Genomic DNA, 20,147 nt, shown 5'->3' on the forward strand with positions numbered 1-20,147 from the left:
AAACGTCTTCGGGCCGTCATCCAACTATGGATAACGGCCCGAAGACGGATGTGCGGCGCCGGGCGGCGGCGGTGCTGGCCGCCGCCCGGAGGGGATCAGGCCGGAACGCTCATTTGGAAGCCGCAGCGGCACCGCAGCACTGTGGTGTCGAGCTGTACTTCCGGGACGGTGATGGTGTCCGGTCCGGTGTAGACGGGTTCAAAGATGGACACCGAGGTGGTGTCCTTCGGCTGCATGGGCTCGCCGCAGTGCAGGTATTCGGCGTCGGTTCCGGTGGTGTTCATCCGGCGGGCCCAGACGGGGGAGTGCCGAACCGGGTGCCCGTAGAAACGATCGCACTCCGAGCAGGTGTAGCTGATTTCCAGGAACTCCGCGGCATCTTCGCCGACTGCCGGTTCCACGGATTCGATGATCAGGTATTCATCCGTCCCGCAGTTGGTGCACCACGGGGCGTTGGGTTCCGGGGCGGGATCGGCCGCGCCTTCGGGTCTTGCTTGCGTTGACATAATCGTTCCTCCAGTTCAGGTCCGGACGGAGAACTCCATCGCCCAGAACAGGTAGTAAGTATGCTTACTCATTCTACGCAAGCGTCTCCGGCACAGACAAGTCCCGGAAACACGTTCCCGGTCCGGGTGCGTTTGCGGGGTCGTTAGAGTGGGGGCGTGAAGCCTCTTGCTGCGAAACCGGCCATGGTGCGCCGGTCCATGAACCTCTGGCCGCCCTTCGCCTTTTCCGGCATCCGCATCACGCATCTGGATTCCCTGTCTGCGGAGGTGAGGCTGCGGCAGCACTGGTGGAACGGGAATGTCGCCGGGGTGCATTTTGGCGGCTCGCTGTTCGCCATGACCGACCCGTTCTGGATGATGCTCCTGCTCCAGCATCTGGGCCGGGACCATCTGGTCTGGGACCGCGCGGCCGAGGTGGAATTCCTCAAGCCGGGCAGGGGCAATGTTACCGCCCGCTTCGTCCTCGCCGAGGAGGACGTGGAGCGGATCCGCACGCTCGCTGCCGGCGGAGGCAAGGTTCTCGAGTGGTTTTCCGTAGACGTAACGGACGCCGACGGCGACGTGGTGGCCCGGGTGCGCAAGCAGGTCTATGTGCGGCGCAAGCGCGAAGAAGCGGCCGTGCCGGTGGCAGCAGGAGAGTCTGCGCCGGGCGAGCCGGCACCTGCTCCGGCTGCATCAGCTACAGGGTGGCCTCGGCGGGGCCGAACAGCCCGGTAAGGCTTTCCCAGCGGGGAATCTCGCAGCCGTTGGCGAGCGAGAACTCACGGTCCACGGCTGCCCCGTCCAGCGTGCCGCTCACGTGCGCCCGCTGCGGCCCCTTGATCATTTGCGTGCACATGAGGTTCGGGTCCAGCGGGGCAAAAACTTCGGCACCCTGCGCGGCGAGGGCGGCGCAGGCGGCAACGGGATCCGGGGCGGCGGAGCTGCCAACCGGGGCGGCGCCGTCGCACTCCAGGGAGTATGTGTCCGTGACATCGGCGCCTTCTGCACGGAACTCCACGGTCAACGACGTGGCTGCCGGCGACGACGGAGCCGCGGCGGGGCCCGAGGACGCGGGGCTGGACGGCGTCGGGCTCGACGGCGCTGTGCTCGAAGGTTCTGTGCTCGCAGTCGCTGTGCTCGAAGGTTCCGGGGAAGATTCGGACGTCCCGCTGCCGGGCGAACCGCCGCAGCCGGCAAGCACCAGGACGGTCGCAAGGGGAATCAGCAGACTGCGAAGCGGACGGAACATGTGTGAGACCTCCAGCTAGGGTGGTCCCAGCCTAGTCGGATGCCTAGGCGGTTTCCCCGGAATCCCCGCCGGAGTCAGCCGCTGCCCGGGCCTGGGCCAGGAAATAGGGGCTTTGTCCGGGATAGTACTCATCAAATGCGGGAACTGTGCTTCCGGCGAGGCTCGCCGTCAGCCGGTCAAGGTAGTACTCCCAGCCCGGCCCCACGCTTTCCGCAGCCAGCGGGTCCTCAAGATGGTGGGTGAAATCCAGCCGGGTTCCGCCGGCACTTTCCCGGAACCGGACCTCCAGGTCCCAGCTGCCGTATTCGTCTTCGACCACCAGCCGGAGCAACTCGGGCGCCGCGCATTCCGCGATCTGCAGCCGACTCCAGGGGAGTCCTTCCTCATAGAGCATCTGAAGGTCAATGCTCTCGCCCCGTCCGGGGTTCCCCTCCCAGCGCCCGAACCACTGTCCGGCCTGCTCCGGGTCGGTGAAGCTGCGCCAGAGCGCCGACGGCGGTTCGGCGAAGTTCCGGCTAAACGTCAGGTTGTACGTCTGCGGTCCGGTGCGGCTGATCCGGCCGGTGGGTTCGCGCTGCATAGGTGCTCCTGAAGGGGTTCCAGCAAGCCAAGGATGCGGGCCCGCAGCTGCTGTGATTCCTCGCTGAAGCCGCGTTGGGCCGCCACATACTCGCTCCGCCCGGCGGGTGTCTCCACGGGAATGGGGGTGTAGCCCCAGTCCTGCAGATCATAGGGGGAGGCGCGCATATCCATGACCCGGATTCGCCAGGACAGCTCGAAGCAGTCCATCACCAGGTCACTGGGCAGCAGGGGAACCAGCTTGTAGGTCCACTTGTACAGGTCCATATTCGCATGCAGGCATCCGGGCTGTTCAAGGTCCGGCTGGTTTTCGCGGGTGGGCGTGAGCTCATTCAGCGGAACGGCCTGCGGCGTGTAAAAGCGGAAGGCGTCAATGTGGGTGCATTTGATCCGGCTCTTCTCCACCAGCCGGTCCGTGCCCTCCGCGCCCAGGCGCAGCTGCAGGTAGTCATGCCGGATGCCGTTGACTTCGGACTTGTAGGCCATGGCCCACTCGTGCATGCCGAAGCAGCCGAGTGACGGCTTCCGGGCCGCCGTCCGCGACAACAGCGTGCGGGTGAAGTCGACGGCACTGCCCCGTGCCGAACCGAAGGCCGCCAGGTCCACCGTGACCGCTGTTGTGCCGCCGTCGAGCCCCTGGGCGGCGAGTTCGGCGTCGGTGAGGGGCCGGTAGAATTTCCAGTCCGTCCGCTCTGCCGCCGCGGCACCGGTCAGGACGACGCCGGCGCCGGGGTGCCAGCGCAGCAGCTGCCCGGGTTTCTGGGAGTAGTAGGTAAAAAGGAAGTCCTCCACCGGATGCTTTCGCCCCGCTGAGCGGCGGTCCAGGAAACCGTCTACGAAGGGCTGCACGCGCTCGCGGTGCTGCCGGCTCAGCGGCAGCCACTGGTCCTCGGTCAGGACGGTGGGAAACGGGGAAGGGGTCACGGCACCATTATCCCGCTCCCTGCGCTGCGGAAATCAGCCGGCGCATGGAGTCGTTGAGTTCCTGCACCTGCGTGCGGGTCAGGCCCAGCCTGCCCATCATGGTGCCGGGAACCTCAGCGGCGTCGCTGCGCAGTGCCCGGCCTTCCTCGGTCAGGTCGACGGCGAGGGAGCGGTCGTCCCCGGGGGCCCGGTTGCGGGTGAGGAGCCCCGCTGTTTCCAGCCGTTTCAGCATGGGTGAGAGAGTGGCCGGGTCCATCGCCAGGGCGTTGCCCAGGCTGCGGACGCTGCGGGGACTGTGCTCCCAGAGGGCGAGCATCACGAGGTACTGCGGGTGGGTCAGTCCGAGGTTCTCCAGCACCGGCTTGTACGCGCCGACCACACTGCGGGCAGCCACGGAGAGGGCGAAACAGAGCTGGTGCTCCAGCAGGAGGTCCTCGTCAGCCTGGTCCATCATCCGCTCCCTCTTTGCCGGTCTTTGCCGGTCGATCGTTAGTGCACTAATGATTAGCGTACTATGGCAGCAGGATTAGTCGCTGCGGAAAGGTGCGGGAGATGGCGGACAAAGAGAGCTTTACCTCGAAATTCATGCGGACCACCGGCAAGGTACGGATGATTTTCGGCCCTGCCCAGACCAGTTCCCTGGACCACCCGATGACCGAGGAAAACCAGCAGCTGCTCAAAGAACAGCAGGCCCAGGAAAAGGCCCAGTGGCAAACCGTCACCCGGGCTGACGGCAGCTCCTACATTGTTCCGCGCCAGGAGTAGGCCCGCCGGGAGTAGGCCCAGCGGGAGCCAGCTGGGAAACTTTCCGGATTCCGCCCGTAAGGCAGGGTCCAAAGCGTACGGTTGATTAACCCCCGGAGCCCTCATCCAGGAATTTCTCCGGCCTCGACCGCACAAGGAATTCTCCATGAGCGATGAAATTTCTCCCCGGCCCGCACCCGTTTTGCACGGCACAGGACCGCTGGGCAGGCTGGCACGCATGGTCTCCGTCTTTTACGGGGACGCTGAACGGGACCGGGTAACCGAACCGGTCCGCCACCTGCATGATCCGGTGGAAGACGAGATTGACCGGCAGCTTGCGTCCATCTCTGTTGAAACCGATACCGGCGGCCGGCATTACGCCGTCCGCAGGTTGGCTCCCGCAGCTCCGGACCCGGCGGGCCCCGGAGTCACCTACCGCTATTTCGCCAACCGCCCGCTGCTGAACGCCCCGGAAGCCTAAGCCGTTACCGGCCCTAAGCCTTTACCGGTGGTCCTAAGCCTTTACCGGCCCGGGGCGGCTCGATGGCCGCCCCGGGGGCAGCGGGGATCAACCAGGAAGCGCCTTAGCGCCCGGTGCCGCCGTACACGGTGGCCTCGGCGTCGCCGTCGAGCCCGAATGCGGCGTGGACAGCGCGAACAGCCGTGTCCAGGAGCTTGGCGTCGGTGACAACCGAGATGCGGATTTCGGACGTGGAAATCATGTCGATGTTGACGCCGGCGTGGTGCAGCGCTTCAAAGAAGCGGTGCGAGACGCCCGGGTTGGACCGCATGCCGGCGCCGATCAGCGAGAGCTTTCCAATCTGCTCGTCATAGTCGATCGTGTCGAACCCGACGTCTTCCTTGGCGGCGTTGAGGGCATCAATGGCGTCCTTGCCGTCAATGATCGGCAGGGTGAAGGAGATGTCCGTGCGCCCGGAACCCTGGGTTGAGACGTTCTGCACGATCATGTCGATGTTGGCGTTGGCCCCGGCGACAATCCCGAAGATCTCCGCTGCCTTGCCGGGAATGTCGGGCACACCGATCACCGTGAGCTTGGCCTCCGAACGGTCGTGTGCAACGCCGGAAATGATGGGCTGTTCCAAGGGTTCTCCCTCTTGAATCTTGATCTTGTCATCGGGGCTGGGCAGAACCCAGGTGCCCTCATGCTGGCTGAAGGAGGACCGCACGTGCAGCGGCACGCCGAAGCGGCGGGCATACTCCACGCAGCGCAGATGCAGGATTTTGGCGCCTGAGGCGGCCATTTCCAGCATTTCCTCGCTGGATATCTTGTCGATCTTCTGAGCGGATCCGACCACGCGGGGGTCGGCCGTGTAGATGCCGTCAACGTCGGTGTAGATTTCGCAGACGTCGGCACCCAGTGCAGCGGCGAGCGCGACGGCGGTGGTGTCGGAACCTCCGCGGCCCAGGGTGGTGATGTCGTGGCTTTCCTGGCTCATGCCCTGGAATCCGGCGACGATGGCGACGTCACCCTTTTCGATTGCCGTTTTGATCCGGTGCGGCGAGACGTCGATGATGCGGGCCTTGCCGTGGATGGCGTCGGTAATCATGCCGGCCTGGCTGCCGGTAAAGGACTGCGCGGATCCGCCGCGTTCGTTGATCGCCATGGCCAGCAGCGCCATGGAGATGCGTTCTCCTGCGCTCAGGAGCATGTCCATCTCGCGGGCATTGCCTCCGCTGGTGATCTGTCCGGCGAGGTCCAGAAGTTCGTCGGTGGAATCGCCCATCGCGGAGACCACCACCACCACCTCGTTGCCGGCGGCGTGGGTGTCCACAACCCGCTTGGCGACGCGCTTGATGCCTTCGGCGTCCGATACGGAGGACCCGCCGAATTTCTGCACTATCAGGCTCATGCGTACACGCTCTCTGCATCACTTCCGGTTGCTGCGCGGCGACATCCTCGGCGCGGTGCATCTGGTTTTCTTCCCCGGGAATCCGGGGAGACAAGGCCGCAAAACCTGCGGCCGATCAGCAAAAGTCTATCGTTGCTGCTCTGGCGTGCCGAAATACCGGGGATATATGAACTTAACGTCACGTTTGGGCGAGTCCGCCGGTGCTGCTGGGACAGACGGCTCCTAGGGTGGGCCCATGGTCAACGGCGAGCCCGCGAAGAACCCCTCGATGAACAACGAGCACAGGGATGCCGGTGGTGTGCCCGCAGGGGTGAGCGCCCTGGGCGTCCGCCGCCGGTTCGGATCCGTTGAAGCGGTGCGGGGAATGGACTTCACGGCTCCGCCCGGGGCAGTCACGGCCCTGATCGGTCCCAACGGTTCCGGGAAAACCACACTGCTGCTGATGCTTGCCTCACTGCTGGCGCCCGACGCCGGTGAGGTGCGGATCTGCGGCTTTGATCCCACAGCGGATCCCGGGCAGGTGCGCAGCCGTGTTGGCTGGATGCCCGACACCCTGGGGACCTGGGACTCACTGACGGCAACGGAAATCCTGGTCACCATGGGTTCGATGTACGGCATGGCGCCGGCCGCGGCCAGGAACCGTGCCGCGGAACTGCTGGAAACCGTGCACCTGAGCGACCTGGCGCTGAAGCCGGCGCGGGTCTTTTCCCGCGGCCAGCAGCAGCGGCTGAGCCTGGCGCGGGCGCTGATCCACGATCCCGAGGTGCTGCTGCTGGATGAACCCGCCTCCGGGCTGGACCCCGGCTCGCGGGTGGATCTGAGACTGCTGCTGCGCAGGCTCGCCGGCGAGGGGAAAACGGTGGTGGTCTCCTCGCATGTGCTCGCCGAGCTGGATGAAATGGCGGACCGTGCGGTCTTCGTGGCACGCGGGGAAACCGTCACCACCCAGTCACTGGCCGACGCCGGGGTGCAGGCACGCTGGTACACCGTCCGGGCGCTCGACGACGGCTCCCTGATGCGCCAACTGGAAGCGCTGCAGGTTCCGCACCGGATGCAGGGTGATGACCGCAGGCCTGCGGTGCAGGTCCGGCTCGCCGGGGAGGGCGCTGCGGCGGAGCTGCTGCGGTCCCTGGTCCGGGCCGACGTTCCGGTGGTCGCCTTTGCTCCTGCCGGCGGCGCGCTGGAGGAGACTTACATGAGTTTGGATACCGATCGCCGATGAGTACGCAAAGTTCCGCACCGACCGCACCTGCCGCGCCGTCGGCCCTGGGTACCCTCGCCGGCGTCCGGTCAGTTTTTGTCCTGGAAATGAAGCAGCGGGTGCGCTCCCGCGGCTGGTACATCCTCCTGGGAGTCTGGTTCGCCGTCATCGGGCTTGTCGCCATGCTGACGGCGTTGAATGCCTCCGCGTCCGAGGGCCCCGCGGGGCCGGTGCTCTATGAACTGATTGTTGGCTTTGTCCTGTTTTTCGGGCTGCTGCTGGCTCCCGCGCTGTCCGCCAACGCGGTTAACGGCGACCGCGCCGCGGGCACCCTGGCGATCCTGCAGGTGACTTTGCTGAGGCCGGGGCAGATCCTGGCCGGAAAGTGGCTGGCCTCGTGGGTGGCGTCCCTCGGCTTTCTGGTGGCCAGCGTGCCGTTCCTGATCTGGGGGCTGGCACTGGGAGGCGTGCGTCCGCTGTCCGCAGTTGTCGCCGTCGTCATGCTGGCCGTGGAGCTGGGCATAGTCTGCGCCATCGGGCTCGGTGTGTCCGCGCTGGCCAACCGGCCGCTGTTTTCCATTGTGGTCACCTACATGCTGGTGGCTCTGCTGGGGCTGGGAACACTGATTGGTTTTGGGTTGAGCCTGACCCTGGTCCAGGGAACGGTGAAAACCAACTTCCCCACCTACGAGCCCTACACCGAGGTGCCCCTCGACCCGGACCTCGCCCCCGGATATACCTGCGACGGGCCAATCGTAGACATCCCGGTGGCGCACACGGATCGGGTGGCCTGGATTCTTGCCGCCAACCCGTTTGTGATCGTGGCTGATGCCATTCCGCACGGAGAGCCGGATCCCGAGAGGTCCATGTATGAGCCAACAGGGGTGATGCAGGGAATCAGCAGCACGGTCCGGCTGGCACAGGCAGGGCCGGAATACTCCCAGCCGTGCGCAAACGGTGAGGCCCGGTCCAGTGCTCCGGAGACCTTCCCCATCTGGCCGCTGGGGCTGGTGGTGCAGCTCGCGCTCGCCGCCGTGCTCCTGGCCTTCGGGCGGCGCCGGCTGGTCACACCCGTCCGCCGGCTGGCAGCGGGGACCCGGATCGCCTAGCCGCGGACGGGGGCCGGCGCGCTAGGACATGCTGCGGCGGCCCTCGAAGGCCCGGCCCAGCGTGATTTCGTCGGCATACTCAAGGTCTCCGCCCACCGGGAGCCCGGACGCCAGACGGGTGACGCTGATGCCCAGGGTCTTCAGCATCCGGGAGAGGTACGTGGCGGTCGCCTCGCCCTCGAGGTTCGGATCGGTGGCGATGATGATTTCGGAGATCTGCTCGTCGGACAGCCGGCTGAGCAGTTCCCGGATGCGCAGCTGGTCCGGGCCAATCCCGGCAATGGGATTAATGGCGCCGCCGAGCACATGGTAGCGGCCGCGGAAGGAGCGGGTGCGTTCCACGGCAATGACGTCCTTGGACTCTTCAACCACGCAGATCATGGTGGGATCCCGGCGGGTATCGCGGCAGATGGCGCAGGTTTCCTGTTCCGTGACGTTGCCGCAGATGCTGCAGAACTTAACCTTGTCCTTCACCGTGACGATGGATGAGGCAAGCTTCCGCATGTCGTCCGGGTCAGCTTCCAGGATGTGAAAGGCAATGCGCTGGGCAGACTTGGGGCCGATGCCCGGGAGCCTGCCGAGCTCGTCAATAAGTTCCTGAACGGCACCTTCGTACACGTGACCTTCTCTGCTGGATAGATGTGCGCTGTGTTTGTGCGGCCACTCGTGGGGAGACCTGCAGATGCCATGTGCCGGAGCGGCACTGGTCAGCGGCCGTCGAGGCTGCGTTCCTCAATCAGCCGGCCGCCCAGGATCCGTTCAATGGCTTTTCGGCCCACCAGTCCTGAATCCTCAAGTCTGATGTCGTCGGCGCTGGGGATGTCCTCCACCAAGTTTACGTTGCTGCGCCCGGCCGAGACGTTTGCCGGGCCGCCGCGCTGGGCTGCTTCATTCAGCAGCTTCTGGTAGCGGCTCAGCGGACGGCTGCCGTTGCCGGCCGCCGCGGGAGCGGACGACGACGGCACGGGCGCCGGAGGTGCTGACGACGACGGGGTAGGCGACGACGGGGCCGGTGCCGGTTGCTGCGGCCGCACCTGAGGTGCGGCTGGCGCTGCAGAGGCCTGCGGGGAAGAATCCCGGGGGGAAGAGGCCTGCCCCGGCGCACCGGCCGGCTGGCTGCCCCGGTCTTCCCGGCGCGCGGGAGACGAACCCGTGCCGGCCCAGTTGGTGGCAGCCCATTCGGTATCCGACAGGTGTCCGGCCGAGTACACGTCAACGGGCGGTTCAGCCTGTTCCCAGGCATTGCTTTCCGGTCCGCCTGCATACGGATCCTCAGGAGGCTCCTGCTGCCAGTCTTCCGGAAGCGGACCGGCCGCAGCTTTGCGGGTTCGGCCGGCGGGCTGCGGCGCTTCGGACGTTTGCCCGTTGTGCCGTGCCGTGCCGGAGGAACCGGTCTGGGAACCTTGGCTGCGGCGCCGGTTCAGGGCAGCCGCTGCCGCAGGTCCCGATGCCACGGGCGAAGCTCCGTGTGCGGCGGGGGCAGCAGGGGCACCGGGGACAGCTTCTGCAGGAACGTTAGGTTCAGGTGCTGCCTCCGCAGCGGGCACCGGGATGACGGCGTTCGGCCAGGCCGGAGCCTTGCCGCCGGCGGCACCGTTAGGAACGTTTGGTGCTGCTGCCGCCTCCGCCTGTACCGGAGCGGTGCGGGCTGCGGATGCCGCAGGTGCTGACGACACCGATACCGGCGATTCAGCGGATGCGGGAGCGTTGCCCGGCTGTGCCGACGGCCGAGAATTCGACTGCTGCGGCGCGGACTGCTGCGGAGCCGACGGGGCGGCCTGCCGGGGTGCGGACTGCTGCGGAGCCGACGGCGCGGACTGCCGGGGAGCGGACTGCTGCGGGACGGACTGTTGCTGGGACGGAGCCTGGACCTGTGCGGAAGCCGGCGCCGGGGTTAGCCGGCTACCTGCTTTTGGGCCCGACTCACCCGCTGCCGCCGAACTGTCGTGCACCACGTTGACCTGACAGTCCACACCGAGCACCTGGGTGACCGCCTTGCGGAGGTTCTCCAGGTGATCCGGCCGGTTGAAGTTGGTGGCAGCGCCCTGGTTGCTGAAAGCCAGCTCCAGGATCCGCCCGTCAAAGGACTTGGGGCTGGCGTTCTTGCTGACGTTGAGCCAGGTTGCACGCCGGATTCCGGTGAGGGCATCCATGATTTCGGGCCAGGCGCGGCGGATCATTTCGATCTGTCCGCCGCCCGGAGCAGCACCCGGTGCGGAAGCAGCGGCAGGGGAGGGCTGCCGGTCCCGTTCCGGAGCGGGAGCGTCGGCTGCAGGGCGTGCCGGGGCGGAAACGGGGGCCGGAGCGTTGGACGCAGCAGCGGAGCCGTTCGCCGCTGCCTGCGGTTCGGGCGCGGTGGCCCAGGTGCCGCCCCAGTCCAGCGGGGAGCTGTCCGGGGTTGCGGCCGGAGCCGGGGCCGGGGCTGCAGCTGCGGCGGGTGCGGGTTCGGTCCGGGCAGGAGGCGCGTCGGCCACCACGGCGGGTGTCTCCGCCGCCGTCGGGCGCGCTGCCGGGATGGACTCGACGGGTGACGATGCGGCAGCCGCGCGGCCAACCGCCTCGGTGCTGTCGCCGGCGTAGCTCAGCCGCCGTTCGATGCGGTCCACACGCGCTGCGGTGCCCCGCTCGGTCTGGTCGGAGGCGGGCAGCAGGATGCGGGCGCAGAGCAGTTCCAGGTGCAGCCGCGGAGACGTGGCCCCGGTCATTTCCGTCAGCGCCGTGTTCGTGATGTCGGCGGCGCGGGAGAGCTCGGCGCCGCCGAGCTGGGTGGCCTGGGTGCTCATCCGGCTGATCTGGTCTTCGGGCATGCCGCGCAGCACTGCTGCGGCACTGTCCGGCATCGCGTGCACGATGATCAGGTCACGGAAGCGTTCCAGAAGATCTTCGACGAAGCGCCGCGGATCCTGTCCGGTCTGGATGACCCGGTCCACCGCGCGGAAAACGGTGGCGGAATCGCCGGCGGCAAAGGCATCGACGACGTCGTCGAGCAGCGAGATGGGCGTGTAGCCCAAGAGGTTGACGGCCAGCTCGTAGTCCAGGCCCGCGGGTCCGGCTCCGGCCATCAGCTGGTCCAGCACGGACAGCGAGTCGCGGACGGAACCGCCGCCGGCGCGGATCACGAGGGACAGCACTCCGGGCGCCACCGGAACGTTTTCCTGCTGGCAGAGCCGGTCCAGGTACGCCAGCAGCGGTTCCGGCGGTACCAGGCGGAACGGGTAATGGTGGGTGCGGGAGCGGATGGTGCCGATCACCTTGTCCGGCTCCGTGGTGGCGAAGATGAACTTGATGTGCTCCGGCGGCTCTTCGACGATCTTGAGCAGCGCGTTGAAGCCGGCGGAGGTCACCATGTGGGCTTCGTCAATGATGAAGATCTTGTAGCGATCGCGGACGGGGGCGAAAGTGGCGCGTTCGCGCAGGTCGCGGGCATCGTCCACACCGCCGTGGCTGGCGGCGTCAATCTCGATCACGTCGAGGCTGCCGGAGCCGTTGCGGGCCAGCTCAACGCAGCTGTCGCACTTTCCGCAGGGGACCGGCGTCGGACCCTCGGCGCAGTTCAGGCAGCGGGCCAGGATGCGGGCGGACGTGGTTTTGCCGCAGCCGCGCGGGCCGGAGAAGAGGTAGGCGTGGTTAACGCGGTTTTTGGAGAGGGCCGCCATCAGCGGCTCCGTGACGTGCTCCTGCCCGATCACATCCGCGAAGCTCTCGGGACGGTAGCGGCGGTAAAGGGCTGTACTCACAGATAGAACCCTATCGGTTGGCACTGACGGTTTGCATCCCGGCACCTGGCACGGGGAAAACCGGTTGGTCCTGAAAAAAATTAAAGACCCCTCATGCACCTGCCAGAGCCCGCTTACCCTTGCTACCTTCCGGTCCTGGGGGAGTTCACAGGATGACACCACATGAGGGGCCGCGAATCAGTCTACCCGATTTTTGGACCGGTTTTGCGGCGGCCGGTTTCCGGCGGTTCCACGGTCCGCAGATAGCGGTACATGTCCCGCCACTGGGTTCCGATCTTCTGCCAGGAGGGCAGCAGCCTGTCCCTCCGGTAGCCGGCACTTTCGGCAGTGCGCCAGGAGCCCTCGTTCCACGGCTCTATATACAGTTCAATCCGCGGCATCCGCCGGACCGTCAGAGCCCACTCGGTCAGCAGCTTCAGGGCCTCGCCGGCGTAACCCTGCTTTCGGTGTCCGGGTCCTATCCAATAGCCGATCGTGTCGGGGTTCCCGGTGCGGCGCGACGACTGCCCGGGCCACAGCCCAATCTGCCCGACGGCGGCGCCGGTCGCGACATCTGCGACGGCGAAGGACCAGCCCGCACCGCTTTCCAGACGGTAGTGCTGCCGTTTGATGAAGGCCAGCGCCTCCTCCTGTCCTGGTGTGGAGGGGACCGAGGTGATCAGCGGAATCAGGGGGTCCTGCGAGGCCGACTGTATAAGGACGACGTCGGCGGGCGTGAAGGCGCGAAGCGTCACCCGGGAACTGTGGAGGACAGGAAGCACGAGGGGCGTTCCCCGCGGAGCTCTTGGTGCCGCAGGCATGGTGTTCCTTTCGTCGTCGCTAACGGGCGGGGGTTCGGTTCCATCCTGCCCATTAAGGCTCCCTTGTAGGGGCTCCGTTTCTGCTCCCCTTATAGAGTGTCCGTTCTGGCGCGCTACAGAGGGTCCGTTCTGGCACCCTATAAGGGAGTCAGCGGCCTGCTCCCCTTATAGGGCTGTAGGGCGGCGATCGTGCCCTGGATCTAGCCGCCATGGGGCGTTTGCGGTGACTGCCTGCGGCGCTGTTCGGAGAGCGAACCCGGGTACATATCCGGCCCGTCCGGGGGTCGTTTGGGGGCCTCCGGGAGCCGAGTTGCGGCGGGGTCCAAACCTGTGTAAAGTCTTCTAAGTCGCCGCGGCCGGGAGTTGAAAAACTTACCGAGCAGGGCGGCCAAACCCCACCAAAAACATCCTGGTGATCCATCCTGCCCCACGGGCCGGGAGCGGAAAGCCGGGGCTTTTGTGCGGGCTCCTCCGGAGGAAAAAGACGCGGTTTCGGGAATTATCCCGAATTGCTAAAACAGTCCGGATGAAATAGAATAAAGAAACACTGCAGCGAAGAGAAAAGAAAAACAATCAATTGTTTTTCCGAGTATTTCGGATGCATCTGTTGTTTGAGAACTCAATAGTGTGCCAAGTTTATTGATACCAATTATTTTAATTGGTTGAACTGGTTCTTCCGCCCACCCCGTGGGCGCGGAGGACTTTTTTAGCTGGTTTCGAATTTAGTGCAGGACCGTGCAGCCAATTTTCCTTGGCTCCGGCCCTGTGTCTGTAACACATTTACGGAGAGTTTGATCCTGGCTCAGGATGAACGCTGGCGGCGTGCTTAACACATGCAAGTCGAACGATGACTTTTGTGCTTGCACAAAATGATTAGTGGCGAACGGGTGAGTAACACGTGAGTAACCTGCCCTTAACTTCGGGATAAGCCTGGGAAACCGGGTCTAATACCGGATACGACGGACCACCGCATGGCGGTCCGTGGAAAGCTTGATGCGGTTTTGGATGGACTCGCGGCCTATCAGCTAGTTGGTTGGGGTAATGGCCCACCAAGGCGACGACGGGTAGCCGGCCTGAGAGGGTGACCGGCCACACTGGGACTGAGACACGGCCCAGACTCCTACGGGAGGCAGCAGTGGGGAATATTGCACAATGGGCGAAAGCCTGATGCAGCGACGCCGCGTGAGGGACGAAGGCCTTCGGGTTGTAAACCTCTTTCAGCAGGGAAGAAGCGAAAGTGACGGTACCTGCAGAAGAAGCGCCGGCTAACTACGTGCCAGCAGCCGCGGTAATACGTAGGGCGCAAGCGTTATCCGGAATTATTGGGCGTAAAGAGCTCGTAGGCGGTTTGTCGCGTCTGCTGTGAAAGCCCGGGGCTCAACCCCGGGTCTGCAGTGGGTACGGGCAGACTAGAGTGCAGTAGGGGAGACTGGAATTCCTGGTGTAGCGGTGAAATGCGCAGATATCAGGAGGAACACCGATGGCGAAGGCAGGTCTCTGGGCTGTAACTGACGCTGAGGAGCGAAAGCATGGGGAGCGAACAGGATTAGATACCCTGGTAGTCCATGCCGTAAACGTTGGGCACTAGGTGTGGGGGACATTCCACGTTTTCCGCGCCGTAGCTAACGCATTAAGTGCCCCGCCTGGGGAGTACGGCCGCAAGGCTAAAACTCAAAGGAATTGACGGGGGCCCGCACAAGCGGCGGAGCATGCGGATTAATTCGATGCAACGCGAAGAACCTTACCAAGGCTTGACATGAACCGGAAAGGCCTGGAAACAGGTCCCCCACTTGTGGCCGGTTTACAGGTGGTGCATGGTTGTCGTCAGCTCGTGTCGTGAGATGTTGGGTTAAGTCCCGCAACGAGCGCAACCCTCGTTCTATGTTGCCAGCGCGTTATGGCGGGGACTCATAGGAGACTGCCGGGGTCAACTCGGAGGAAGGTGGGGACGACGTCAAATCATCATGCCCCTTATGTCTTGGGCTTCACGCATGCTACAATGGCCGGTACAAAGGGTTGCGATACTGTGAGGTGGAGCTAATCCCAAAAAGCCGGTCTCAGTTCGGATTGAGGTCTGCAACTCGACCTCATGAAGTTGGAGTCGCTAGTAATCGCAGATCAGCAACGCTGCGGTGAATACGTTCCCGGGCCTTGTACACACCGCCCGTCAAGTCACGAAAGTTGGTAACACCCGAAGCCGGTGGCCTAACCCCCTTGTGGGGAGGGAGCCGTCGAAGGTGGGACCGGCGATTGGGACTAAGTCGTAACAAGGTAGCCGTACCGGAAGGTGCGGCTGGATCACCTCCTTTCTAAGGAGCACCTCAAGGTTGCGTGTCCTTCCACAGTGTGGGATGCGTGCTTTGCAGGAGATGCCCATATCGAAGGCGTTTGTTCTTCGGTGGGTGCTCAAGGGTGGAATATCAATAGGCAGGTGCCCGGCGTTGAGCCCGGCAGCATGAGTACGCCGTTTCTTCCCCGCTTGCGGGGGTGGACCGGTTGGAAAGGGTTGCCGGTGTTTCGAGTACCGGGTTTTACCGTTTGGCACACTGTTGGGTCCTGAGACAACAGGACCGTATGAACTGACAATCGTTATGGTTGGAAGTGGCACGGGTTCGTGTTGTTTCTGGTTGTTCCTGCGCAGACCTAAGGCTTTCACGGTGAATACGTGGGGGGTGCGGGGTGTGACGGGGTTGTTGTTTGAGAACTACATAGTGGACGCGAGCATCTTAAAATTATTAAGTGCAATTTCAGATAAACCTGGTGGATCCGGGTGCTCTTCGGGGTGCCTGGTGAGATCGTGGTTTTCTCGATAGCGATAATATTTATTGATCTTTGTGGTCAAGTTTTTAAGGGCACACGGTGGATGCCTTGGCATCAGGAGCCGAAGAAGGACGTAGGAATCTGCGATAAGCCTGGGGGAGTTGATAACCGAGCGTTGATCCCAGGATGTCCGAATGGGGAAACCCCGCCCGGCGCGCGAGTGACCGGGTGACCCGCATCTGAACACATAGGGTGCGTGGAGGGAACGTGGGGAAGTGAAACATCTCAGTACCCACAGGAAGAGAAAACAACAGTGATTCCGTTAGTAGTGGCGAGCGAACGCGGAAGAGGCTAAACCAGTGGTGTGTGATAGCCGGCGGGCGTTGCATCACTGGGGTTGCGGGACTTTCCGTACCAGTTCTGCCGGATTGGTGAAGTGAGTGCAGGTGCATAGGTGAACCGGTTTGAAAGCCGGGCCGTAGAGGGTGTTAGCCCCGTAACCGGAATGTATGCTGCCGCTTGGAGAGGATCCCAAGTAGCACGGGGCCCGAGAAATCCCGTGCGAATCTGCCAGGACCACCTGGTAAGCCTAAATACTCCCTGATGACCGATAGCGGACAAGTACCGTGAGGGAAAGGTGAAAAGTACCCCGGGAGGGGAGTGAAACAGTACCTGAAACCGTGTGCCTACAATCCGTTGGAGCAGGGCGATGCCACTTGTGGTGTTGTGCTTGTGACAGCGTGCCTTTTGAAGAATGAGCCTGCGAGTTAGTGTTACGTCGCGAGGTTAACCCGTGAGGGGAAGCCGTAGCGAAAGCGAGTCTGAACAGGGCGATGCAGTGGCGTGATCTAGACCCGAAGCGGAGTGATCTACCCATGGCCAGGTTGAAGCGCGTGTAAGAGCGCGTGGAGGACCGAACCCACTTCAGTTGAAAATGGAGGGGATGAGCTGTGGGTAGGGGTGAAAGGCCAATCAAACTCCGTGATAGCTGGTTCTCCCCGAAATGCATTTAGGTGCAGCGTTGCGTGTTTCTTACCGGAGGTAGAGCTACTGGATGGCTAATGGGCCCTACAAGGTTACTGACGTCAGCCAAACTCCGAATGCCGGTAAGTGAGAGCGCAGCAGTGAGACTGTGGGGGATAAGCTTCATAGTCGAGAGGGAAACAGCCCAGACCACCAACTAAGGCCCCTAAGCGTGTGCTAAGTGGGAAAGGATGTGGAGTTGCGAAGACAACCAGGAGGTTGGCTTAGAAGCAGCCATCCTTGAAAGAGTGCGTAATAGCTCACTGGTCAAGTGATTCCGCGCCGACAATGTAGCGGGGCTCAAGTACACCGCCGAAGTTGTGGCATTCAAATATTAGCCAAGCGGATGGTTTATCCATTTTCGTTCAAGCGTTTGGATGGGTAGGGGAGCGTCGTGTGGGCAGTGAAGTCGCGGTGTAAACCAGCGGTGGAGCCTACACGAGTGAGAATGCAGGCATGAGTAGCGAAAGACGGGTGAGAAACCCGTCCGCCGAATGATCAAGGGTTCCAGGGTCAAGCTAATCTGCCCTGGGTAAGTCGGGACCTAAGGCGAGGCCGACAGGCGTAGTCGATGGACAACGGGTTGATATTCCCGTACCGGCGAAAAACCGCCAATACTGAACGGGGGACACTAACCGCCCGATACCTGACCGGCCGCCCTTGTGGCGACCCGGTTTTTGGTGGAGCGCGGGACCTGATCCCGGGAGGTAAGCGTATTAACAGGTGTGACGCAGGAAGGTAGCCGGGCCGGGCGATGGTTGTCCTGGTCTAAGGATGTAGGGTCAGCGATAGGTAAATCCGTTGCTGTGTCTTTGATGACGATCCTGAGATCTGACGGGACCCACTTTGGTGGGAATCCGGTGATCCTATGCTGCCTAGAAAAGCATCGGCGCGAGGTTTTAGCCGCCCGTACCCCAAACCGACACAGGTGATCAGGTAGAGAATACTAAGGCGATCGAGAGAATTATGGTTAAGGAACTCGGCAAAATGCCCCCGTAACTTCGGGAGAAGGGGGGCCCCAACCTTGATGGACACTTAGCTGTCCGGAGGGGATCGGGGCCGCAGAGACCAGGGGGAAGCGACTGTTTACTAAAAACACAGGTCCGTGCGAAGTCGCAAGACGATGTATACGGACTGACTCCTGCCCGGTGCTGGAAGGTTAAGAGGACCGGTTAGCCCTTGCGGGCGAAGCTGGGAATTTAAGCCCCAGTAAACGGCGGTGGTAACTATAACCATCCTAAGGTAGCGAAATTCCTTGTCGGGTAAGTTCCGACCTGCACGAATGGAGTAACGACTTCCCCGCTGTCTCAACCATAAACTCGGCGAAATTGCAGTACGAGTAAAGATGCTCGTTACGCGCAGCAGGACGGAAAGACCCCGAGACCTTTACTATAGTTTGGTATTGATATTCGGTGTGGCTTGTGTAGGATAGGTGGGAGACTGTGAGACCCGGACGCCAGTTCGGGTGGAGTCATCGTTGAAATACCACTCTGGTCATACTGGATATCTAACTTCGGCCCGTAATCCGGGTCAGGGACAGTGCCTGATGGGTAGTTTAACTGGGGCGGTTGCCTCCTAAAGAGTAACGGAGGCGCCCAAAGGTTCCCTCAGCCTGGTTGGCAATCAGGTGGCGAGTGTAAGTGCACAAGGGAGCTTGACTGTGAGAGAGACATCTCGAGCAGGGACGAAAGTCGGGACTAGTGATCCGGCGGTACATTGTGGAATGGCCGTCGCTCAACGGATAAAAGGTACCTCGGGGATAACAGGCTGATCTTGCCCAAGAGTCCATATCGACGGCATGGTTTGGCACCTCGATGTCGGCTCGTCGCATCCTGGGGCTGGAGTAGGTCCCAAGGGTTGGGCTGTTCGCCCATTAAAGCGGTACGCGAGCTGGGTTTAGAACGTCGTGAGACAGTTCGGTCCCTATCCGCTGCGCGCGCAGGAAATTTGAGAAGGGCTGTCCTTAGTACGAGAGGACCGGGACGGACGAACCTCTGGTGTGTCAGTTGTACTGCCAAGTGCACCGCTGATTAGCTACGTTCGGATGGGATAACCGCTGAAAGCATCTAAGCGGGAAGCCCGCTTCGAGATGAGATTTCCATACACCTTGTGTGTGAGAGGCCCCCAGCCAGACCACTGGGTTGATAGGCCGGATGTGGAAGCGGGGACTAAAGACCCGTGAAGCTGACCGGTACTAATAGGCCGATAACTTACACCACACCACAATCTGGGAGGACACGACTTCAAACGGTCCTCCAAAGTATAAAGGGTTGTGTTAGATCATGTGCTGCTTGCGTCCACTATGTGGTTCCCGGATAACAAACCCGTGTGGTTTGTCACTCCTGGAACCGGCACCATCGCTCTCTTAACAGGGGGCGGGTGCCGTAGAATGAAGAATGTATTCACCTATGGGGAATGCATGCCTGACTGTTCGGCCTTTAGGGGTTGGTGGTTGGGGTGTGTTTCTTGTTGTGACCATTGTTTTCCCCTCACCCCGGGGTTTGTAGTGCCGGGGTGGTGCGGGTGGAAGGGTTACGGCGGTCATAGCGTGGGGGAAACGCCCGGTCCCATTCCGAACCCGGAAGCTAAGACCCACAGCGCCGATGGTACTGCATCCGGGAGGATGTGGGAGAGTAGGTCACCGCCGGACAAATTCTGGCAGAGAGGTTGAGGTCCGCACCGTGTGGTGCGGGCCTCAGCTGTTTAACCCCCTGCTTCCCCTCGAGGGGAGGCCCGGCAGGCGGGGTTGAGGGAGGGGGCTGGGGGAGTGATTGCTCACGGCGGACGGCTTTCATGGACCCGGGCCGGGAGCACGAGCGCCGGCACCTGGAAGCAACCCGGGCTTCCGGCACGGCCGCAAAGCCCGCAATGCTTGGTTCCCATCCCGTTCCTCTCACTCGAGATGGCAGCAACTGCACGTCTGAGCGCCGGGAAGAGCACTTACTGCCATCTCGCGGGGTGGGAGGGGTGACGTGGGCAGGTGCAGTCCACCAGACTGGACCCTGTGTCCCGCATGAGCATGAACCAGGCCTTCAACCAGCGGTTCAATTCCGGGCCGGACGTTGAGCGCACGGCCTTCTTCAGCGATGCAGTGTTCGCCATTGCCCTGACCCTGCTGGCCGTGGACATCAAGGTGCCGCAGGTACCCGCCGATGAACTGGGCCGCGCCGTCGGCGAGCAGCTCCCGGAATTCGCAGCCTACCTGCTGTCCTTTGTGGTCACCGCTGCCTACTGGCTCAGCCATCACCGCCTGTTCCGGCTGCTGTCCGGCTTTACCGTAGTGCTGCAGCGGTTGAACCTGACGCTACTGCTCTTGGTCGCGCTGATCGGCTACGCCGCAGACATGATTGCCTTCTACAGCGACCAGGTGCTCGGCGTCGTCGTCTATGCCGTGATCTTGGGGCTCATTGGGGTAGCGAACACGGCCATGTGGATCTATGCCGGCTATCGGGGGTTGTTCCAGGATGACGTCCATCCCCAGCTTCTGGCATATGCGAGGACCCGTGTGGCCGTTACCCCTGCGGTATTCCTGCTCTCCATTCCGATCGCCTTTCTCAGCCCGGCGGCCGCCACCTTCTCCTGGGCTGCCATCGTCGTCGTCAATCTGCTGTTTAGGCTGTTGGGGAGCAGGGCTGCTGCGCCGGCGGAAACGGTCCCCTAAT

General features: G+C 63.0%; 16 protein-coding genes, 3 rRNA genes and 1 other RNA gene. 10 read left to right on the top strand and 10 right to left on the bottom strand.

From position 1 onward, the window contains the following. Positions 1–95: 95 nt before the first annotated feature. The gene (locus M1D40_RS00945) at positions 96–506 is read right to left on the bottom strand and encodes a hypothetical protein (RefSeq protein ID WP_341394720.1); all 411 of its coding nucleotides are present in this window, start codon (positions 504–506) and stop codon (positions 96–98) included. A gap of 156 nt (positions 507–662) precedes the next feature. On the opposite strand from M1D40_RS00945, the gene M1D40_RS00950 reads away from it, so the two are divergent. Further along, positions 663–1,223, top strand: coding sequence for a DUF4442 domain-containing protein (locus M1D40_RS00950; protein ID WP_461169870.1), 561 nt, complete (start codon positions 663–665; stop codon positions 1,221–1,223). Here the strand turns inward: M1D40_RS00950 and M1D40_RS00955 are convergent. After that, on the bottom strand, positions 1,186–1,506 hold the full coding sequence (locus M1D40_RS00955) for a serine protease inhibitor (RefSeq protein WP_461169871.1): 321 nt from the start codon (positions 1,504–1,506) through the stop codon (positions 1,186–1,188). The two genes, M1D40_RS00950 and M1D40_RS00955, sit on opposite strands and share 38 nt — an antisense overlap. Between M1D40_RS00955 and M1D40_RS00960 the strand changes: the two genes are divergently transcribed. After that, positions 1,475–1,756 (top strand): hypothetical protein, encoded by a 282-nt coding sequence (locus M1D40_RS00960; protein WP_461169872.1) that lies wholly within the window; start codon positions 1,475–1,477, stop codon positions 1,754–1,756. The genes M1D40_RS00955 and M1D40_RS00960 overlap by 32 nt on opposite strands. A 24-nt stretch (positions 1,757–1,780) precedes the next feature. Here M1D40_RS00960 and M1D40_RS00965 read toward each other — a convergent pair whose 3' ends face one another. The 3 genes from M1D40_RS00965 to M1D40_RS00975 are packed head-to-tail and all read right to left on the bottom strand — an operon-like array spanning position 1,781 to position 3,694. Continuing rightward, positions 1,781–2,317, bottom strand: coding sequence for an SRPBCC domain-containing protein (locus tag M1D40_RS00965; RefSeq protein ID WP_461169873.1), 537 nt, complete (start codon positions 2,315–2,317; stop codon positions 1,781–1,783). After that, the gene (locus M1D40_RS00970; RefSeq protein WP_461169874.1) at positions 2,260–3,240 is read right to left on the bottom strand and encodes a 3-methyladenine DNA glycosylase; all 981 of its coding nucleotides are present in this window, start codon (positions 3,238–3,240) and stop codon (positions 2,260–2,262) included. Before M1D40_RS00970 ends, M1D40_RS00965 begins: the two co-directional genes overlap by 58 nt. A gap of 7 nt (positions 3,241–3,247) precedes the next feature. After that, positions 3,248–3,694, bottom strand: coding sequence for a MarR family winged helix-turn-helix transcriptional regulator (locus tag M1D40_RS00975; protein WP_461169875.1), 447 nt, complete (start codon positions 3,692–3,694; stop codon positions 3,248–3,250). Between the two features lie 98 nt (positions 3,695–3,792). Here M1D40_RS00975 and M1D40_RS00980 point away from each other — a divergent pair, with 98 nt between their 5' ends. Continuing rightward, entirely contained in the window at positions 3,793–4,005 is a 213-nt protein-coding gene (locus M1D40_RS00980; protein ID WP_341394726.1) for a hypothetical protein, read from the top strand. Positions 4,006–4,150: 145 nt separating this feature from the next. Then, positions 4,151–4,465 (top strand): hypothetical protein, encoded by a 315-nt coding sequence (locus M1D40_RS00985; RefSeq protein WP_461169876.1) that lies wholly within the window; start codon positions 4,151–4,153, stop codon positions 4,463–4,465. A gap of 103 nt (positions 4,466–4,568) precedes the next feature. On the opposite strand, the gene M1D40_RS00990 is transcribed toward M1D40_RS00985, so the two are convergent. Continuing rightward, the gene (locus M1D40_RS00990; protein ID WP_341394728.1) at positions 4,569–5,855 is read right to left on the bottom strand and encodes an aspartate kinase; all 1,287 of its coding nucleotides are present in this window, start codon (positions 5,853–5,855) and stop codon (positions 4,569–4,571) included. 235 nt (positions 5,856–6,090) lie between these two features. Between M1D40_RS00990 and M1D40_RS00995 the strand changes: the two genes are divergently transcribed. After that, positions 6,091–7,077 carry an ABC transporter ATP-binding protein gene (locus M1D40_RS00995; protein WP_341394729.1) on the top strand — a complete coding sequence of 329 codons (987 nt, stop codon included), beginning with the start codon at positions 6,091–6,093 and terminating at the stop codon, positions 7,075–7,077. Further along, positions 7,074–8,165: an ABC transporter permease gene (locus M1D40_RS01000; protein ID WP_341394730.1), complete on the top strand. Its 1,092-nt coding sequence runs from the start codon at positions 7,074–7,076 to the stop codon at positions 8,163–8,165. The genes M1D40_RS00995 and M1D40_RS01000 overlap by 4 nt, the downstream gene beginning before the upstream one ends. A gap of 21 nt (positions 8,166–8,186) precedes the next feature. Here the strand turns inward: M1D40_RS01000 and recR are convergent, their stop codons facing one another. The 4 genes from recR to M1D40_RS01020 form a co-directional block, all read right to left on the bottom strand. Next, positions 8,187–8,783: a recombination mediator RecR gene (gene recR / locus M1D40_RS01005; RefSeq protein ID WP_268910227.1), complete on the bottom strand. Its 597-nt coding sequence runs from the start codon at positions 8,781–8,783 to the stop codon at positions 8,187–8,189. Positions 8,784–8,872: 89 nt separating this feature from the next. Continuing rightward, positions 8,873–11,902, bottom strand: a complete 3,030-nt coding sequence (locus M1D40_RS01010) for a DNA polymerase III subunit gamma and tau (protein WP_461169877.1) — start codon at positions 11,900–11,902, stop codon at positions 8,873–8,875. 79 nt (positions 11,903–11,981) lie between these two features. Next, positions 11,982–12,077, bottom strand: an RNA gene (gene ffs, locus M1D40_RS01015) — signal recognition particle sRNA small type. A 7-nt stretch (positions 12,078–12,084) separates the two neighbouring features. Continuing rightward, the gene (locus tag M1D40_RS01020) at positions 12,085–12,636 is read right to left on the bottom strand and encodes a GNAT family N-acetyltransferase (protein WP_461169878.1); all 552 of its coding nucleotides are present in this window, start codon (positions 12,634–12,636) and stop codon (positions 12,085–12,087) included. Between the two features lie 845 nt (positions 12,637–13,481). On the opposite strand from M1D40_RS01020, the gene M1D40_RS01025 reads away from it, so the two are divergent. From M1D40_RS01025 to M1D40_RS01040, 4 genes are all read left to right on the top strand, one after another. Next, positions 13,482–15,011 (top strand): 16S ribosomal RNA (locus M1D40_RS01025). A 527-nt stretch (positions 15,012–15,538) separates the two neighbouring features. Further along, positions 15,539–18,704, top strand: a 23S ribosomal RNA gene (locus M1D40_RS01030). Positions 18,705–19,018: 314 nt separating this feature from the next. Then, positions 19,019–19,135: ribosomal RNA gene (gene rrf / locus M1D40_RS01035) — 5S ribosomal RNA — on the top strand. The 16S, 23S and 5S rRNA genes sit together here, the layout of an rRNA operon. Before the next feature lie 363 nt (positions 19,136–19,498). Beyond that, on the top strand, positions 19,499–20,146 hold the full coding sequence (locus M1D40_RS01040) for a TMEM175 family protein (protein WP_341395894.1): 648 nt from the start codon (positions 19,499–19,501) through the stop codon (positions 20,144–20,146). Position 20,147 lies beyond the last annotated feature (1 nt).

The organism is Arthrobacter sp. Z1-15 (assembly GCF_054792395.1).

Coding starts and splice junctions, on each gene's coding strand:
- M1D40_RS00945 (WP_341394720.1), bottom strand. CDS start 506: ATGTCAACGCAAGCAAGACCCGAAGGCGCGGCCGATCCCGCCCCGGAA.
- M1D40_RS00965 (WP_461169873.1), bottom strand. CDS start 2,317: ATGCAGCGCGAACCCACCGGCCGGATCAGCCGCACCGGACCGCAGACG.
- M1D40_RS00975 (WP_461169875.1), bottom strand. CDS start 3,694: ATGATGGACCAGGCTGACGAGGACCTCCTGCTGGAGCACCAGCTCTGT.
- M1D40_RS00980 (WP_341394726.1), top strand. CDS start 3,793: ATGGCGGACAAAGAGAGCTTTACCTCGAAATTCATGCGGACCACCGGC.
- M1D40_RS00985 (WP_461169876.1), top strand. CDS start 4,151: ATGAGCGATGAAATTTCTCCCCGGCCCGCACCCGTTTTGCACGGCACA.
- M1D40_RS00990 (WP_341394728.1), bottom strand. CDS start 5,855: ATGAGCCTGATAGTGCAGAAATTCGGCGGGTCCTCCGTATCGGACGCC.
- M1D40_RS00995 (WP_341394729.1), top strand. CDS start 6,091: ATGGTCAACGGCGAGCCCGCGAAGAACCCCTCGATGAACAACGAGCAC.
- M1D40_RS01000 (WP_341394730.1), top strand. CDS start 7,074: ATGAGTACGCAAAGTTCCGCACCGACCGCACCTGCCGCGCCGTCGGCC.
- M1D40_RS01040 (WP_341395894.1), top strand. CDS start 19,499: ATGAGCATGAACCAGGCCTTCAACCAGCGGTTCAATTCCGGGCCGGAC.